This window comes from Polaribacter marinaquae, from assembly GCF_038019025.1.
In the GTDB taxonomy this organism is placed as follows: domain Bacteria; phylum Bacteroidota; class Bacteroidia; order Flavobacteriales; family Flavobacteriaceae; genus Polaribacter; species Polaribacter marinaquae.
The window spans coordinates 2,622,963-2,641,486 of the sequence record NZ_CP150496.1 but is presented as its reverse complement, the minus strand read 5'-3'; the positions used below and the strand labels follow the sequence as shown (position 1 = coordinate 2,641,486).

Here is an 18,524-nt window from a genome sequence, read left to right as displayed (position 1 = left end):
TTTTTTCTGCGTTCCCAATAAACCATTTATTTTCTCCTGAAGGGTGATTAACAATATTCCAACCATGAACACCTTCGAATCCACCATCTGACGAAGGGTTAATAATAACATTTTGTGCCTTTAAGTTACTTACTGAAAGAAATAGGACAAAAAAAAATAACGACAAACTAAATTTCATGCTATGTTTATAAATTATGAATAAGAAATAATGATATGTTGATATCTATTTAATAGGTTTTTAAGATGTTATTTTTTTTTATAACCGATTAGGTTTACAATAATTTGAGTATCATACTCAAATCCTTTAATAACAGTATCTCGTTTGATTATTTTTACAGAAACAATAGAATCTTTAGGAATTAGCTTTAGTCTATCAGTTGAAACTATACTTTTATTTACTAGGTATAAAGCATTCTTAGAAACTGATGACTCCTGATATTTATTGATGGTTAATGGTTTTAAAAATTTATCCTTTATTGTATGTCCTTTTGGAATTTTTTTAATTTCCTGTCCTTTAGAATAAGACGAGAAGATAATGAGTAAAAAAGACAGAATTATTTTAATGGTATTAAAGGCTGATTTATTCGTCATTTGAATGAAAATTTTATTATTCGCGCAAAAATATAAAAAAAACGGTAATAATTTGAAATATCATTACAAAGTAATTGTTTTTATAAAAAAGGACTATTTTTACATCAAGTCGTTCCATTTTAAAATGGAAATATTATTTCTTTCTTTGTTTTTTTGTATTTATCTTTTTATAACAAATAAAGATAAGTTAAACATAAAATTATTAAGTTCCTGGTTAATACTGTTCTTGATTTATGCCCTAGCACATACATCAATAAACTCAAAAGGCTATGCAACTTTAAAAACATTACTTTTCAATCATTTTACTCCTTTTTATTTACTTGCAGGTCCTAGTTTTTACTTCTTTATTAAATCTGCAACAAAGGATAATTTTAAATTTAAAAAGGTCCATCTTATTCACTTAATCCCATTCTTCATCCAATGTATAGCTATTTATGAATATATTATGGTTCCTTGGACAACAAAAATGGAATTGGTTAATGGTTTTTACTTAAACCCAGAGAATCAGTCTAGTGTCCAGGTTAATATTTTTTTTAATTCTCAAACGAACTATTTAATACGTTTTTTTCATATAACAGCATACCTTATAGCGTCAATAATTTGGCTGAAGAAATTTAGTACTTTCAACCAAATAAAAAGACTTAAAGTAATTACATTAATTACCTCTAGTATTGTTATATCATATAATGTCAATGTAATTTTAATTTTAATAAATGGTATATATAAGTCGTTATTCATTACAGTGATAAATTTTATAGGTATTTTCTCATTGTTTTTATTAATCTTAGAATTTATTAAAGCTCCTGAATTGTATATAAATACTAAAAAAATAAACAAATCTTATTTGAATGATTCAATTTATATAAAAAAAATAACAATAAAACGATAAATAAGGAAGACGAAAAACAAATCGCACTAAAAATTGAAGAAATAAAAAAAAATGAGATTTTTTTTTAAATCCTAATAATAAATTCAGGGATTTTTCGTCATTGGTTAACTTCCCAAATCATGTCATTAGACAATATTTAAAATTAGAAAACACAACATTTACCGATATAAAAAATAAAGTACGCGTATCTCGCGCTAAAAAAATACTAGAAGAAACCAAATTGAAGTATAACCTTAGTTATATTTCTGAACAATCTGGGTTTAATTCTAAGTCTAACTTCTACTCCATTTTTAAAAAATACGAAAAATGTACTCCAAGAGAATATCTGCATAAAAAGAAATTAATATAATATGTCTAGCCAAAGTGTAATGTTTTTAATTATAGACTTTTAAACTCTTTCTCCTTATCACTGAATGAAGAGAGAAAATACTTAGTTTAAAGTGTAGTCATATTTCTAAGAGTAAGATATCAAGAATTCATTTAGAGTTGTGTTAAAAAACAAGTGATTAAAAGTGATAATTTAATTTTTTTTCTTTGATTTAGCTAATCTTATTGAATAATAAATAGTCCATTTATATCAAAAATTTTAAGTGATTTTCTAGAGAATTAATAATTCTTTAATCATTAATTCAAAAATTATATCTAAGCCATCGATATAAACCAAGCATGAAAATCGTCAGTAAAAAGTGTACTGATTAAGTCAAAAACTAAGAGAGTGTTTCCAAAATGGAAACTTTCAGTTTATCGGCAGATACAATAGTGGTCCATTTAACTTCAATATTTAAAAGAATGGAGTTAGTATTTCCCTCAAAAATAAACGAGGTTCCTATAACATCTTTAAACCTAATTACTCCCGTTTTAAGCTAGGTGATGTTCAAGTTCGAGGAAAAAACGCTGCTACGTTTCAAATGATCTACATGGTGATCATTCTTTTTGTTAATTTCATCAAGTTTTTTTTGGTATACCTCTATTTCCATTTTATGGTTTGGTTTTTTATTTATGAAATGGGTTGTAGATTTTACAATTGGTTTTTTTAAAGGGTATTAGAGAAGTTGACTAACGTTACTGGTAACTTTAGTCTACACATTAAAATACCCTTGATCGACAATCTACTTTCAAGAGGTTTTTATTTTATTCTAATTTGTTTTTCTCTTCGATCTTCTATATTTCTTCTAAACTCAAAGACCGGTAATTTTAATTTAATTTTTTGAATTAAATACTCCTCTAAATATAAAATGGATTGTCGGGTTTTTTTCTTCTTCGATTCATAGCTATAATGTTCAGGAAAAACATCTAATAACTCTGAATAATTTATATAATTAGGAGATGCGTCTACAAGTCTCTTTAAAATTTTAAAATCTTCTAGTTTTATTTCTTCTCGTATTTTAAATAAATTTTTAGAGATAACTTGTGACGGAGTCTTTTGTGAAGTAAAGTAAAAATATATCAAAACAAATACTACAAATAGACTTAAAATAATGAACCACATATATGATTTTGTCCTGTACAAATTAGAATATACTTTTTCGGTACCTAAAAGACCTTCTTTACTTAAACTAATAAGTTCTGCTACTCCACTTGTCTTATTGATTATAAAATAAAACTTATCTTCAAACTTATTATAAGTTACTTTGTATTCATCGAAGGATCTATTTAATGTTCTTGTTATGTTTAACTTTGCGTTAGGATACGTAATCAAAGTGTTATTTTTTATATCACATTCAAAGACTCCTTCTTCTGCAATAACCAACGTATTTTGATTAAAATTTTCAATAGAACCATAAAAAGGGAAAGTTATATTAAGAGATCCTTCTCCAAGTTTTTCCCAACGAGAATCTTTAAAAGAAAATTTCCAATAATCATTTATAAAACTCAGGTTCTTTAGAGGAGATTCTTGTTCATTGAGCACTCCGTAACCAGGACCAATATAAAGATGATTTCCAATAAATTGTCCTATAATTTTATGTCTTGGATTCGGAGAATCATTATAAGATGAAGCTTGAGGATAAAGTTCTGTTTCTTTCTTCTCAGTATCAAAGTAAATGATATTATTTTTATAAGTATGGAGCCCATAACCTCCAAAATCCATTAGATTATTTTTATACAAAAATGAAAAACTAAAATTTTGGGACTGGTATGGAAATGATCTATCCAATCTTTTAAACTTACTTCCATCAAAAGAATACACAATTCCACTAGATCTGTTTTTTAAATATCCGATAGAATCATTAGTAACAAATTTGTAATCGACTAAATTAAGTTCATGTTGTTTGGGGAATCCTTCTTTTTCTTTCGTTATACAAAACAAAGAATCACCAGATATTAAATAAGAATCTTGTTTGAATGTAAATAAAAAGTGTTTTCCATCTTTTTGTAATGCCCTATTCTGTGAATGTAAACTAGGAATTACTAATGCTAAAAATAATATTAGAGATACTAAATACTTCATGAAACTAAAATACTAAAATTATCTTTTTTGAGATAGGGGTATAATACGGTATTACTCGTTTTTTTTTATAAAAACAATTAACAAGCTTAAATTTAAATTATGAAATATAAATTACACTTTTTAACAATCTCATTTATCATAGGTTTATTTATACAATGTAGTAAACCAGATGAAGAAATTCCTTTTTTTACTGTTTCGTTTTCAGCAACAAAAGGTGGGGCTGTTAGTTCAAATGGCGGTAAATATCAATTAGGAGAAAAAATATCTGTAACAGCGATCCCTGAAGGAGAATATTTATTTACCAAATGGTCTGATGAGAATACGAATACTCTAAGAAATTTCACAATAACTTCAGATATTAACCTAAACGCTTTATTTGAGAAAAGAAAGTATCCTTTAATAATTAATATTGAAGGTAATGGCCAGGTTAAAGAAGAAATTATAAGTCTGTCTAAAACAACAGACTATTCTTCTGGAACAAAAGTTAGATTAACTGCAATTCCTAGCGGTGAATGGGATAGATTTGATTCCTGGAGTGGCGATTTAATTTCTACAGAAATTAGTGTTGAATTAGTAATTAATAAACCTACAACAATAAATCTAAAGTTTACAGAAACTAATATGATGATAACAGAAAATGTTATCCCTATTGAAGAAGGACTATCTGTAGACGATATTTCAAGAACATTTTCAATACCTAGTGGAGTTTTTCATTACTCAACTGATTCTGACAATTATATCTTTTTCCCAGGACAGGCTAATTGGATTTCTGGAGGTGCTATGGTAAACAAAGAAGATGTCCCAAGAGTACCTTCTGTAATTTTCAAATTAGGAAATTCTGGTTGGGAACTTTTCAAAGTAGACTATGAAGCCAAATTTTGGGGGGCTCGTAATTATGAAGTTATAGATAATGTTGTTGGGATTGGTGATGGAAATGAAATAGGAGACTCGAGTATGTGGTCTGGAGATTTATTTTATGGAAATATTTTAGCTGACGGAAATATTAATTGGTCAATTGTAAATGACGAAAATCAACAATCTTTTTTTCATGGCACATGCTTGGGCGACATAAACGGCGATGGTATTACCGATATTGGTGGTTCTCCAGGTTTTGGAGGTGAATATGGAGATTTAAATCTATATTTTAAAGACAATAGTGGTTTTTCATTTCAAAATGACTTAGTTTCTATAAGTGGATATCAACCATTTGCCATAGATTTTGCAGATTTAGATAATGATGGAATTGATGAAATAGTTACAGCTACCTATATTATGGATGGAAGTCACTATCGTGAAAATGAACTAAATAGTATTTCTGTTTACAAATTCGACAAACAGTCAAACAAATTTCATTTATTTTTTAAGTCTGAAGAACCATACGTTTTTTACAATAAATCATTTGGCGCAACTTCAATCAAATGTTTTGATTTTGATAATGATGGGGATATAGATATCTCTGTTGCGCGAGAAAGACATGAAGGAGATGGTGCTTTTGAAATATGGTTAAATGAAGGTAATACTTTTAAACCTCACTATGTTTCGAAAGTTTATACGCAAACAGAATTAATGTTTAGGGAGTTTTCTGTAATGGATGTTAATGGCGATTCATTTCCTGATATTGTTTTAAGACCTCACGCAGACGGAAATTTATATAGGATAAATGGAGGAGTTAATATCATGGATTCTGGAGGAGTTCAACTAAATGAAATTATTCAGATTAATAATGGAGATGGAACATTCTCTCCTTATTATGAGAATGAACTCAAGTTAGATGGATATATCGTTAGAAATGTTTTACCATACATGAATGATGGCATTCTAAACTTTATAGGAACTTTTCCTGGAAACCATCAAAATGGAGATCCAGATAAGAAAGTTTATACAGTAAATGTAAAAATAAAAATATAATTATTTTCTACTTAGACTTTAATTAAAAATGTGAAAGTTGCTTACTAAAAACTCCTGAAAACACTTGTTGGATGGAGTTTTATTTTAAAGTTAAGAAACAAACTATTAATGAAAATATTAAATATGAAAAAAGTAGTTTTATATCTATTAATCATCGTGATTTATTCTTGTTCAAAAGAATCAGAAATAATCCCTGAACCAGAATTGTCAATTTTTCCATTTTCAGTAAATGTTGAAGGAGAGGGAAACATAACCTATCAATCACAAAACGGATTATCAACTTCAAACTATGAATCAGGCACCATAATTACTTTAGAAGCTAATCCATCAAAAAAATGGGAGTTTATTGGTTGGTCTGGAAGTATTATTTCTTCAGAAAATCCTCTTGAAATTATAATTTCAGATTCTACTGAAGTTACTGCTAAATTTATGCGGTACTTTGATTATATGCAACCTTCTTATAAGTTTAAAAATTCAGATTTTTGGTTAGATATCCAAACATTACCGGAACTTAATGGAATTAATATTCATCAAACAAGTTATGATTCAGCATGTTCATATGCTGATTTTAACGGAGATGGTTATGAAGATGTTATAATCGCTAAATACACCTACAATACTAATAGAAATCCGTTGGAATTATTTCTAAATAAAAAAAATGAAAAATTTGTTTTAGATCAAAGTTTAATTCAAAATAATATTGGTGCGGAAAACGCACGAAAATCTATAGTAGGAGATTACAATGGGGACGGAAAACCTGATTTGTTTTTCGCTGATACTGGAGCGGAACTTATGACTTATGAATTCGCATATCCAAGTATATTACTTAGCAACTCTAATGGATATAAATTCGAAATATTAAATAATTTACCAAAAGCGTTTTATCATGGTGCTGCTTCAGGAGATATTGATAATGACGGTGATTTAGATATTATTACATCTACAGGTTTAGTTTTAATAAATGATGGAACAGCTAATTTTATAGAAATGAATGACTTATGGGATACAAATGAAGGTGGAATTTATACTGTTGAATTAATTGATATCAATAACGATAGTTTTTTAGATTTAATTGTTGGAGGACACACCATGACAACCTATGATTTAAAATCCGAAAAGATTTATTTTGGTAACGGTGTAAATTTCTCTGATTCAAACTCTATACTACTCCCAAAAGTTTTTGGATATGGTGTTTCAACTGATTTTTCATTTTATGATATAAATAATGATGGGTTTGAAGATATTTTTGTGAATCGTGCAGGAGGATCTGTCACAGCAAATAACACTTACGATTCTGACTTTTATGTCGGATGGAGTGTACAATTGATAATTAATAACCAAGGCAAGGAATTTATAGATGTTACTAAAGATTACTTCAACATTTATCAGGGTAATGAACCTTGTATGGTTTGGATTAGAACTCAAGATATTGACAATAATGGATTCTTAGATTTATTTGAAAATGACAAGTATCATTTCGATACAAATCAAATTTTTAGATGGGAATGGAATGGATCTCTTTTTATTAAAAAATAAATTTTTTATGTAATTATTAGAGGTTTTAGAAAAGTTGACTAACGTTCCTAATAACTTTAGTCTACACATTAAAATACCCTTGATCAACAATATGTTTGGTTCTATCCTCTCCTCTATCTCTAATATACTTTAGAAACTCTCGTTCAGATTTATGACCAGAAAAGTGCATAATATACAAAGATGACATTCCCTTTTTATAATTATTGGTACAGAAACTTCTACGACCGGTGTGTGTTTCAATCATCTCCCATTTGAGTTTATTTCTCTTCAACAACTTACCTCCTTTTGTAATCTCTGTTTTTATAACCTCGTTAAATCCTAATATCCTCCCTACAATCTTAATATTTTCATTAATATCCGTGTCATGAAGATATGGTGGGGGCTGATTGTTGTATCGGGACATAATCTCTCGTATTTCCAATGTGATTGGACAATCCACAATATTCTTGGTTTTACGTTGTTTGATTCTAAAACATTCCAACCCATTTATATCAATAATATTTTCTGAGGTAATTCCATTATAATCACTAACTCGTTGACCGGTATAACATCCCATTAAAAATTTATCTCTTGCCAATTCCATCCTTTTATTAAAGGACAAGTCCAATTTCAATATTTTCTCAATTTCAGAATCGTTCAAATAAATTGCTGTGGTTTCTTCTGTGGATACTTTAAAATATTTTAGTGGAGGATTCGATATCAATCCTTGATTCTTGGCTTCAATCACAAACATTTTAAGGTTTTTAAAGTGTTTTGATATTGTGTTTAGAGCCAAGTTCTCATGAACCTCTAAAAACTTTCTAAAATCATCTAAAAAGGGTTTGTCAAATGAACTAAAGTCAACTCTAACATTTCTTGACCGTTTATATTTCTTTAATTTCGTTAAGGATCCTTTGTACAATGTATAGGATAATTGTGCAATTTGATCTTTTTTTTGATTCAAATAATTTTCAGAAAACTTAAAAAAATCAACAGGAACTATTTCTTCTCTCTCTACAGGTTCTATTTTACCTGTTATGATATCTAATGTTTCCCTTATAAGTTCTTTTGTTATTACTCTTTCTTCATCTATATATCGACTATAAGTGTTCATCAATTCAGTTTCTAACTTATTTAAATAGTTATTGACCGTATGGGAATTGATAACTCTTGATTTATTGGTTTTAACGCGTTGTTTTTGATAATCCCAGTCCGCATAAGAAACGGTATAACCAGTTGAATAACTTACTCGTTTGTCTGCACCTCCAAAAGAGAACCACAATAAAATTAAACTTTCTTGGTATCTATTTTCTGATAAATACTTCTTTGATTTTTTTAAACTAAATCGAACCGCCGATTTTGTTGACCTTAACACCTTATACATCTTTCTCTAAATTAGTGATCTTGGCTAAGATAAGGCAAGAATACGGGTTGCTCGAGAGGTTGCTCGGCAGGTTTAAATCATTGTTATTTCTTTTGATTTCTTTTTACTTTTTTATAATAATATAACCATTATACTACTGATTAACAATTACTTATATTAAATTGTAGTAAAATGAGGTAAACCTAAAATTCACCTGGAGGTACCACTTAAAAACCCAAACATTAGTTTGGGTTTTTTTATGCTTATAATTTAAATTTTACTCTAAATTAAAGACAAAACTGCCGGTAAAATAGCATTTGTATTATTCTTATTCCAGATTATAGAAAGTTTAGTTTTTTGCGGAATTTTATCTAATTCTATAAACTTAATTTTATATCCTGCTTTTTTAGCCAAAGATTTTGGAACTATAGAGATTCCAAAGTTATTTTCTACCAACTTAAATATAGAACTAGAATGTATTGTATTATGAGAAACTAATGGTGTAAAACCACAATCATCAAAAATTTGCATCACTTTTTCGTAATAAGAAGCACTATACTTTGCATCAAAAAGTATAAAAGACTCTTCTTTAAATTCTGATAAACTTTTGAAGTTATCTTTATTAACTTTATGATTTCTGGGTAAGACCAAACAATAATTTTCTGTTAAAATTGTTTTGATTTCTAAAGCTCTTGGTACTCTTTCTAATCTCACAAAACCAATATCTAAAGACATAGATAACAAATCATCTATTTGTTTCTGATTATCAATCTCTTTTAAATTAAATAAAACATTTGGATTATTTTTCTCAAAATTCAACAACAAATTAGGAATTACATCTTGCATAGCAGAACCTACATAGCCAATTTTTAATTCTCCTTTTTTACCGTCTTGCAATAATTTTGCATTATCTAAAGTATTATTAATTGCACCTAACTGCTTAGAAAATTCTTTCTGTAAATAAACACCTACTTTTGTTAAGACAACCTTTCTATTATGTCTTTCAAACAAGACAACACCCAATTCATCTTCTAAAATTTTAATTTGCCTACTTAAACCAGGTTGAGAAATAAATAATTTATCAGCAGCTTTTCTAAAGTGCAATTCTTCTGCAACTGCCAAGAAATAACGCATATGTCTTAATTCAATTTGATAACTCATAGTTATTAATTAAGATATTAAATGATATTATAAAGCATCAAAAGTAATTATAACTTTGTTAAAACCCAATTTACAAAGTAAGATGTTTAAATACGGAATAGATAAACTTACACTTAAAAGTGTTGATAGAATAGCTAAAGGAACTTTAAAAGCAACAATAACCAATGAGGCCAAAGAAAAAATAAATTCTTGCCGAAAAAAAGTAGTTGCTATTACTAAAAGTGACAAAGTTGTTTACGGAATTAATACTGGCTTCGGACCTTTATGCGACGTTCAAATTTCATCCGAAGAAACCAATTTATTACAGAAAAACCTATTAATAACACATGCTGTTGGTGTTGGCGAAAATATTGATAAAAAATTATCTAAAATAATGATGATCTGCAAAGTACATGCACTTTGCCAAGGTTATTCTGGTGTACGTTTAGAGTTAATTGAACGAATAATTTATTTTATTGAAAATGATTTATTACCAACTGTACCCAAACAAGGTTCTGTAGGTGCTTCTGGAGATTTGGCACCGCTTTCCCATTTATTTTTACCGTTAATTGGTGAGGGAGAGTTTTGGATTGGCAATAATATTCTACCTGCCAAAGAAGTATTAAAAAATTATAACATTAAACCGTTAGAACTACAAGCAAAAGAAGGTTTAGGGTTAATAAACGGAACACAATTTATTTTAGCTCATACAATTACCGGACTTCTAAAAATGAAATACCTATTAAATTTAGCGGATATTTCTGGCGCGATGAGTATAGAAGGATACAAAGGTAGTTCCTCACCGTTTAAAGAAGAATTGCATAAAATTAGACCATTTAAAGGCAGTTTAAAAGTTGCAAAAAGAATGCGAAAACTTTTTAAAAATTCTCAAAATATTACTTCTCATATTAATTGCGAAAGAGTTCAAGATCCGTATTCTATGCGTTGTATTCCTCAAGTTCACGGCGCTTCTAGAAATGCTTTTAACCATTTATTAGAATTGGCAGAAATAGAAATGAATTCTGTAACAGACAACCCAATTGTTTTAAGTGAAACAGAAGCTATTTCTGGTGGAAATTTTCACGGTCAACCTTTAGCAATGGCTTTAGACTACTGCTCTATTGCGGCATCAGAACTTGGTAATATTGCAGACAGAAGATGTTACTTATTATTAGAAGGCAAATATGGTTTACCACGGCTATTAACCAAAAGTGGTGGCTTAAATTCTGGCTTTATGATTCCGCAATACACAACAGCAGCATTAGTTACAGAAAACAAATCATTGTGCTTTCCTCCTTCTGCAGATAGCATTCCTACTTCTTTAGGACAAGAAGATCACGTTTCCATGGGAAGTATTTCAGGAAGAAAACTAAATCAGATTTTAGAAAATCTAGAAAAGATTTTAGCCATAGAATTAATGTATGCTGCACAGTCTTTAGAATTTAGAAGACCAAATACGTTTTCTAAAATAATAGAAAAAAACCATTCAGTTATTAGAACCAAGGTTGGTAAATTAGAAGATGACCGACTTTTAAAAGAAGATATTAATGCAATGATTTTATTAGTAAAAAACAAACAACTTATCGTAAAATAAAATTAGTTATGACGTTTCAAGAACAAATTCTACAAGGAATTCCAGCCAATTTACCTTCAAAAAAGAAATATCCTGAAGATGCAAATCGAGCTCCAAAAAGAAAAGACATATTAACTATTGAAGAAAAACAGCTAGCCATAAAAAACGCTCTTCGTTATTTCCCTAGAGAATGGCATTTAGAATTAGCTAAAGAATTTGCTGATGAATTAAAAGAATTTGGTAGAATTTACATGTATCGCTTTAAACCAAATTATAAAATATACGCAAGAGAAATTTCCGAATACCCTGCAAAAACTTCACAAGCAGCAGCATTAATGTTGATGATTCAGAATAATTTGAATCCAGATGTTGCGCAACATCCAGAAGAATTGATTACTTATGGAGGAAATGGTGCTGTTTTCCAAAATTGGGCGCAATATCTTTTAGTGATGCAATATTTAGCAATTATGACAGAAAAACAAACGTTGCATTTGTATTCTGGTCATCCGATGGGATTATTTCCTTCTTCTAAAAACGCCCCAAGAGTTGTGGTAACCAACGGAATGATGATACCAAATTACTCTAAACCCAACGATTGGGAAAAATTTAATGCTTTAGGTGTTACGCAATACGGACAAATGACAGCGGGCTCTTTTATGTATATTGGTCCGCAAGGAATAGTTCATGGAACTACAATAACCGTAATGAATGCTTTTAGAAAAATATTAAGTAAAGATGAAAATCCGAACGGAAAGATATTTTTAACAGCTGGTTTAGGCGGAATGAGTGGCGCGCAACCAAAAGCAGGAAATATTGCTGGTTGTATTACTATTTGCGCAGAAATTAATAGAAAAGCTGCTACCAAAAGACACGAACAAGGTTGGGTAGATTTATTAATTGATGATATCAACATTTTAGTTTCAAGAACCAAAAAAGCACAAGAAAATAATGAAATCATTTCTATTGCTTATATAGGAAACGTAATCGAGGTTTGGGAAAAATTTGATGTAGAAAATATTTTTATTCATCTTGGTTCAGATCAAACGTCGCTTCATATTCCTTGGACAGGGGGTTATTATCCTGCTGATTTATCCTACGAAGAATCTAACATTTTAATAAAAGATAATCCAGCTAAATTTAAAGAAGAAGTTCAAAAATCATTAAAAAGACATGCCGAGGCAATTAACAAACACACACAAAAAGGCACTTATTTTTTTGACTACGGAAATGCTTTTTTATTAGAATCTTCTAGAGCTGGTGCAGATGTAATGGCTAAAAATAATATTGATTTCAAATATCCGTCTTATGTGCAAGATATTTTAGGCCCAATGTGTTTCGATTACGGTTTCGGTCCTTTTAGATGGGTTTGCGCTTCTGGTGATGAAAAGGATTTAGATAAAACTGATGAAATTGCTGCTATTGTTTTACATGAAATAATGGAAAATTCTCCGGAAGAAATAAAATTACAAATGCAAGACAATATTACTTGGATTCTAAATGCAAAATCGAATAAAATGGTTGTTGGTTCACAAGCAAGAATTCTATATGCAGATGCAGAAGGGCGAATTGCAATTGCAAGAGCATTTAACAAAGCAATAGCTAAAGGTAAAATTGGACCTGTTATTTTAGGACGAGATCATCATGATGTTAGCGGAACTGATTCTCCGTTTAGAGAAACATCTAATATTTACGACGGAAGTAAATTTACAGCAGATATGGCAATTCATAATGTAATTGGCGATAGTTTTAGAGGTGCTACTTGGGTTTCTATACACAATGGTGGCGGCGTTGGTTGGGGAGAAGTTATAAATGGCGGCTTCGGAATGCTGCTTGACGGAACCAAAGAAGCTGAAGAAAAATTAGAAAATATGCTTTTTTACGATGTAAATAACGGAATAGCAAGAAGAAGTTGGTCAAGAAATGATGAAGCTATTTTTGCCATCAAAAGAGAAATGAAAAGAACGCCAAACCTAAAAGTTACCATTCCTAATTTGGTAGATGAAAAATATTTAAAAAACCTTTTCTAATGAAACTCTTATTTAAAAATATTAAAGAATTACTTCAGGTTAGAGAAACCTATATAGATTTTCTTTCAGGAAAAGAAATGAATATTTTACCAAGTATAAAAAATGCTTTTTTGTTGGTTGAAAATGGCGTTATTTCTGATTATGGAGAGATGAAAAATTGTCCTAAAATCAAAGTTAAAACCATTGATGCTAAAGGAAAAATAATTCTACCTGCTTGGTGCGATTCCCATTCACATATCGTCTATGCTGGTAATAGAGAAAATGAATTTGTAGACCGTATAAAAGGATTAACTTATGCAGAAATTGCAGCGAAAGGTGGCGGAATATTAAATTCAGCCAAAAAACTTCAAGAAACTTCTGAAACCGAATTATACAATCAAAGTAAAAAACGTTTAGAAGAAGTTATTTTATTAGGAACTGGCGCAATCGAAATAAAATCGGGTTATGGTCTAACCAAAGACGCTGAGTTAAAAATGTTGCGAGTAATTCAAAAGTTAAAAGAAAATTATCCTTTAGAAATTAAGGCTACTTTCTTAGGTGCTCATGCAGTACCAAAAGAGTACAAAAATAACAAAAGTGGTTTTTTGCAAATGTTGATAGATGAAATATTACCAATCATTGAAAAAGAAAACTTAGCCGACTTTATAGATGTTTTCTGTGAAGAAGGATATTTTTCTGTAGAAGACACACAACTTATATTAGAAACTGGAAGAAAACATGGTTTAGTTGGTAAAATTCATGTAAATCAATTTAATGCAATTGGAGGAATTCAAAAAGGAATAGAAAACAATGCATTATCAGTAGATCATTTAGAAGAAATGAGAAACGAAGATATTTTAGATTTAAAAAACACCAAAACAATACCAGTTGCTTTACCTAGTTGCTCTTACTTCTTAGGAATACCATATACTCCTGCTAGAAAAATGATAGATAACGGTTTGCCTTTAGCTTTAGCTACAGACTATAATCCGGGTTCTACGCCTTCTGGAAACATGAATTTTGTTGTTTCAATCGCATGTATTAAAATGAAAATGACACCAGAAGAAGCCATAAATGCCGCAACAATTAATGGCGCTTACGCAATGAATCTTCAACATAAAACTGGCTCAATTACAAAAGGAAAACTAGCCAATTTAATTCTTACAAAAGAAATTAATTCATATAATTTTATCCCATATTCTTTTGGAAACCATTGCATTGAAAAAGTATTTTTAAAAGGAAAAGAAATTAAAAAAATATAAATATGGATTTTTTGAAAGATTTAAAAGTCGATTATAAAAAAGGGAATAAATCTAATTATACTGGAAGAGAGTCAATATTAAAAAACCAATATTGGCATCAAAATATAAAAGTTGCTTCAATAGAAAATATTGAACCTAAAAATGACCAAAACTTCGGAATTATTGGATATGCATGCGATGAAGGTATAAAAAGGAATTTAGGAAGAATTGGAGCAAAAAAAGGACCGGAAAATATTCGAAAAGTTTTAGGTAAACTTCCGCTTCACCATGCAAATAAAACAATAACAGATTACGGAGATTTAATTTGTATTGAAAATAATTTAAAAGATTGCCAAGAAGCTTTTTCTAAATTTATAAGCAAATTAATCACAAACGGAATTTTACCAATAGGCATTGGTGGCGGTCATGATATTGCTTATGCTAATTTCAATGGAATTAATAACTACTTAAAGTCATCAGGAAAGAATAAAATAGGAATTATAAATTTTGATGCACACTTCGACCTTAGAAAAGTAGATTTACAAGCAAATTCTGGCACACCATTTAATCAAATCTTGTCTGAAAACGATACCGCAAGTTATTTTGCTATTGGCATTCAACATCAATCAAATACATCAGAATTATTTCAAATTGCAAAAGACAACAATGTGAGTTTTGCAACTAATTTTGATTGTGAAACATTTACAGATCAACTTAAAAACAAATTAAAAATTTTCACACAAAATGTAGATTACCTTTATATCACAATAGATTTAGACGGATTCTCATCTGCTTATGCACCTGGCGTTAGTGCGCCTTCGGCTTTTGGTTTATCTCCTTTATTTGTTTGTAGTGTATTGACATATTTATTAGAAACTAAAAAAGTAATTTCTTGTGATATTGCAGAATTAAATCCCAATTTCGATCAAGACAATGCAACTGCAAAATTGGCAGCAAGATTGATAGATTTTATTATTTTAAAAGCATAAAAAAGCCTTTTAGAATTCTAAAAGGCTCTTTTTAATTATGTGTTACAATAAAATTACTTTAACATTTGAAGATTGTTTACTTCTTGATTTGTTAAAGGTCTCCATCTTCCTCTTGGTAAGTTTTTCTTAGTTAATTCAGCAAAAATTACTCTATCTAACTTATTAACTTTATAACCTACGTGTTCAAAAATTTTACGAACAATTCTATTTCTACCAGAATGAATTTCAATTCCGATTTCAGATTTTGGTTGTCCTTCTACATAAGAAACTGCATCAATAAACACCTTTCTACCTTCTATAATCACCTCTCCTCTTAACTTTTCTAAATCTCTTAAATCTAGCTTTCTATCTAAAGAAGCGTGGTATAATTTACGAACATTGTGTTTTGGATGCGTTAACTTTTTAGCCAAATCACCATCATTAGTAAACAACAACAAACCTGTTGTATTTCTATCTAATCTACCAACCGGATATATTCTTTCTTTAGAAGCATTTGATACTAATTCCATTACTGTTTTCCTTCCTCTATCATCATCCATTGTAGTGATATAGTTTTTAGGTTTGTTCAGTAAAATGTATCTTTTTTGTTCAGGAGAAATTGAAGTTCCGTCGAAACGAACCACATCATCTGGCTGAACTTTATACCCCATTTCTGTAACCAACTTACCATTAACCTCTACACTACCGTGTTCGATATAAGTATCTGCTTCTCTTCTTGAGCAAATTCCAGAATTGGCAATATATTTATTTAAACGGATTCCTGATGATTCATCAGATTTTGGAGTTTCTTTTACTTTAGAAAAAGATTTTTTAGTGTTTTTTCTTCCTAACGGAGAACTTTTCTTGTTTGAAGTTCCACTTTTTCTACTTAAAGGTGTACTTTTTTTACCTTCTTGTCGTCCTCTCGACGAGTTTCTATTTGAATTCATTATAAAAATTTTTGCAAAGGTAGTTATATTATTGAATTCTAGTTCAATCTATCAATCACTTTATCTAAAAGAAGTGACGTATCAATAAAAATCAAACACAAAACACCAATTAAAAGTAACATTTTTAAAATGTTGTGTAACATTCTGTAATGATTTCTTGTTTGAGATTTCCAAAGTGAAAAACCTACAAAAAAGAAAATAATTAATGCAAAATAAAAATAATATCGCATGTAACTTAAAGAAGGATAACTAAACAAAATACTTACCGGCAAAATAGTTAAAGCAAGTATTATTATAGATGTTATTTTTGTTTTACGTTCGCCATAAACCACCGGAAACGTGTTATAATTACTTACAATAGCTCCTTTTAAATTTTGCAAATCTTTAATAAGCTCTCTAACCATAACTACTAAAAACAAAAAACTAGCATGCACAAAAATTATAGGAGAGAAATTGCCAAAATAGACAAAAACAGCAAAAAATGGTAAAACTGTTAAGATTGTAGCAGTTACAAAGCCTAAAATAGGGTTCATTTTTAATTTATGTGAGTAAAACCAAATAGCAAAAATGTAAACAGCAAAAAACAATGCTGCTCGCCATGAGATTAAAACTCCGAATAAGAAACCTATAAAATTTAATATAAAATACAATCTAAGTTTTGTAGACTGCTTTACATAATTATCTAAACCGGCTTTAACAGGCCTGTTAATCTTATCAATTTTAGAGTCGTAAAAATTATTAATTATATAACCACCAGCAATTACAAACACAGATGCTAATACTAAAAACAGTAAATGTAAATCGAAAAGTACTTCTTTTAAAGACCTAGCTGGTGAAAAAATAAATATTGCCGCAAGATATTGTGCTACAATTAAAACTAAAATATTGTAACCTCTAACTGCAGAAAATAAACTAAAAAATTTAAGAATTGTTCTTTTTAATTTTGAAGTACTCATAAAGTTTTTTAAAATCTATAAACCAATTCTAGCTTATAATCTTTTAAACTTTTTTGAGCTTTTGCAAAATCTTCTGTAAAACCTAAGATGTAACCACCACCACCAGAACCACAAAGTTTAAGATAGTAGTCATTTGTTGATATTCCTTTTTCCCAAACTTTATGAAAAGCAGAAGGTATCATTGGTTTAAAATTCTTTAAAACAATCTTAGATAAAGACTTTACATTACCAAACAAAGATTTTACATTACCTTGTAAAAAATCTTCTATACAAGCATCTGTAGTTGTAGAAAATTCTTCACTAATCATTTTTCTAAAACCCTCGTTCTTCATCTTATTCATAAAGATGTTTACCATTGGCTCTGTTTCACCAATTTGCTCTGAGTCTAATAAAAAGACAGCGCCTTTACCTTCTTTTTGTGAAGGAATTCCTGCTGGCTCGACATTATCTTTAGAATTGATTAAAATTGGTAAACTTAGGTAACTATTTAAAGGATCTAAACCAGAACTTTTACCATGAAAAAAAGATTCCATTAAAGAAAAAACTGATTTTAAATTCAACAATTTGTCTCTTGTTAAATTCTCTAAAACAGTAATTTTATTAGAAGCATACTTATCATAAATAGATGCTACTAAAGCACCAGAACTACCAACACCATAACCTTGCGGAATTGAAGAATCGAAATACATACCGTTTTCGATATCTTTTTTTAGTTCTTCTAAATTAAAAGTAACTAAATCTGTTTTTAAGTTAGATAAATAAGTATAAAACTTTTCTAAATTACCATTAGAATCTAGAGCTTTACCAGAAAGATCTTCAGATGATTTTAAAGCGCCTCTATATGCATTAAAAGGAATCGCAAGCCCTTTCGAGTCTTTAATAATTCCGTATTCTCCAAAAAGTAAGATTTTAGCGTAAAATAGTGGGCCTTTCATAGTTATGTTTATTACGTTACAAAAATACGAATTTATTTGT

Annotated in this window: 14 protein-coding genes; 7 read left to right on the top strand and 7 right to left on the bottom strand. The window is 29.3% G+C overall.

Going from position 1 to position 18,524, the window contains the following annotated elements; all coding sequences use genetic code 11:
- Nucleotides 1-246 precede the first annotated feature (246 nt).
- A complete protein-coding gene (locus WG950_RS11925) occupies nt 247-591 on the bottom strand; it encodes a hypothetical protein (protein WP_340932640.1) in 345 nt (114 codons plus the stop codon).
- Between the two features lie 989 nt (nt 592-1,580).
- Between WG950_RS11925 and WG950_RS14140 the strand changes: the two genes are divergently transcribed.
- The gene (locus tag WG950_RS14140; RefSeq protein ID WP_377499890.1) at nt 1,581-1,829 is read left to right on the top strand and encodes a helix-turn-helix domain-containing protein; all 249 of its coding nucleotides are present in this window, start codon (nt 1,581-1,583) and stop codon (nt 1,827-1,829) included.
- A gap of 777 nt (nt 1,830-2,606) precedes the next feature.
- Here WG950_RS14140 and WG950_RS11920 read toward each other — a convergent pair.
- Nucleotides 2,607-3,929 (bottom strand): hypothetical protein, encoded by a 1,323-nt coding sequence (locus WG950_RS11920; RefSeq protein ID WP_340932639.1) that lies wholly within the window; start codon nt 3,927-3,929, stop codon nt 2,607-2,609.
- Nucleotides 3,930-4,028: 99 nt separating this feature from the next.
- Between WG950_RS11920 and WG950_RS11915 the strand changes: the two genes are divergently transcribed.
- Nucleotides 4,029-5,837, top strand: coding sequence for an InlB B-repeat-containing protein (locus WG950_RS11915; RefSeq protein ID WP_340932637.1), 1,809 nt, complete (start codon nt 4,029-4,031; stop codon nt 5,835-5,837).
- 123 nt (nt 5,838-5,960) lie between these two features.
- Nucleotides 5,961-7,373 (top strand): FG-GAP-like repeat-containing protein, encoded by a 1,413-nt coding sequence (locus WG950_RS11910; protein WP_340932635.1) that lies wholly within the window; start codon nt 5,961-5,963, stop codon nt 7,371-7,373.
- 61 nt (nt 7,374-7,434) lie between these two features.
- On the opposite strand, the gene WG950_RS11905 is transcribed toward WG950_RS11910, so the two are convergent.
- Complete coding sequence (locus WG950_RS11905) at nt 7,435-8,736, bottom strand: site-specific integrase (protein WP_340932634.1); 1,302 nt, start codon at nt 8,734-8,736, stop codon at nt 7,435-7,437.
- Between the two features lie 261 nt (nt 8,737-8,997).
- On the bottom strand, nt 8,998-9,876 hold the full coding sequence (locus WG950_RS11900) for a LysR family transcriptional regulator (RefSeq protein WP_340932633.1): 879 nt from the start codon (nt 9,874-9,876) through the stop codon (nt 8,998-9,000).
- An 82-nt stretch (nt 9,877-9,958) separates the two neighbouring features.
- On the opposite strand from WG950_RS11900, the gene hutH reads away from it, so the two are divergent.
- Genes hutH through hutG form a run of 4 tightly spaced genes read left to right on the top strand, consistent with a single transcriptional unit; the run spans nt 9,959 to nt 15,664 of the window.
- Nucleotides 9,959-11,449, top strand: coding sequence for a histidine ammonia-lyase (gene hutH / locus WG950_RS11895; RefSeq protein ID WP_340932631.1), 1,491 nt, complete (start codon nt 9,959-9,961; stop codon nt 11,447-11,449).
- Nucleotides 11,450-11,457: 8 nt separating this feature from the next.
- Nucleotides 11,458-13,455, top strand: coding sequence for a urocanate hydratase (locus WG950_RS11890; RefSeq protein WP_340932630.1), 1,998 nt, complete (start codon nt 11,458-11,460; stop codon nt 13,453-13,455).
- On the top strand, nt 13,455-14,696 hold the full coding sequence (hutI, locus tag WG950_RS11885; protein ID WP_340932629.1) for an imidazolonepropionase: 1,242 nt from the start codon (nt 13,455-13,457) through the stop codon (nt 14,694-14,696). Before WG950_RS11890 ends, hutI begins: the two co-directional genes overlap by 1 nt.
- A gap of 2 nt (nt 14,697-14,698) precedes the next feature.
- Nucleotides 14,699-15,664, top strand: a complete 966-nt coding sequence (gene hutG / locus WG950_RS11880) for a formimidoylglutamase (RefSeq protein WP_340932627.1) — start codon at nt 14,699-14,701, stop codon at nt 15,662-15,664.
- 53 nt (nt 15,665-15,717) lie between these two features.
- Here the strand turns inward: hutG and WG950_RS11875 are convergent, their stop codons facing one another.
- From WG950_RS11875 to WG950_RS11865, 3 genes are read right to left on the bottom strand one after another with little or no spacing between them, the layout of a single operon-like run.
- Complete coding sequence (locus WG950_RS11875; protein WP_077810054.1) at nt 15,718-16,593, bottom strand: pseudouridine synthase; 876 nt, start codon at nt 16,591-16,593, stop codon at nt 15,718-15,720.
- Nucleotides 16,594-16,631: 38 nt separating this feature from the next.
- Complete coding sequence (locus WG950_RS11870) at nt 16,632-17,549, bottom strand: geranylgeranylglycerol-phosphate geranylgeranyltransferase (RefSeq protein WP_340932624.1); 918 nt, start codon at nt 17,547-17,549, stop codon at nt 16,632-16,634.
- 8 nt (nt 17,550-17,557) lie between these two features.
- Complete coding sequence (locus WG950_RS11865; RefSeq protein WP_079737246.1) at nt 17,558-18,484, bottom strand: mevalonate kinase family protein; 927 nt, start codon at nt 18,482-18,484, stop codon at nt 17,558-17,560.
- Between the last annotated feature and the right edge of the window lie 40 nt (nt 18,485-18,524).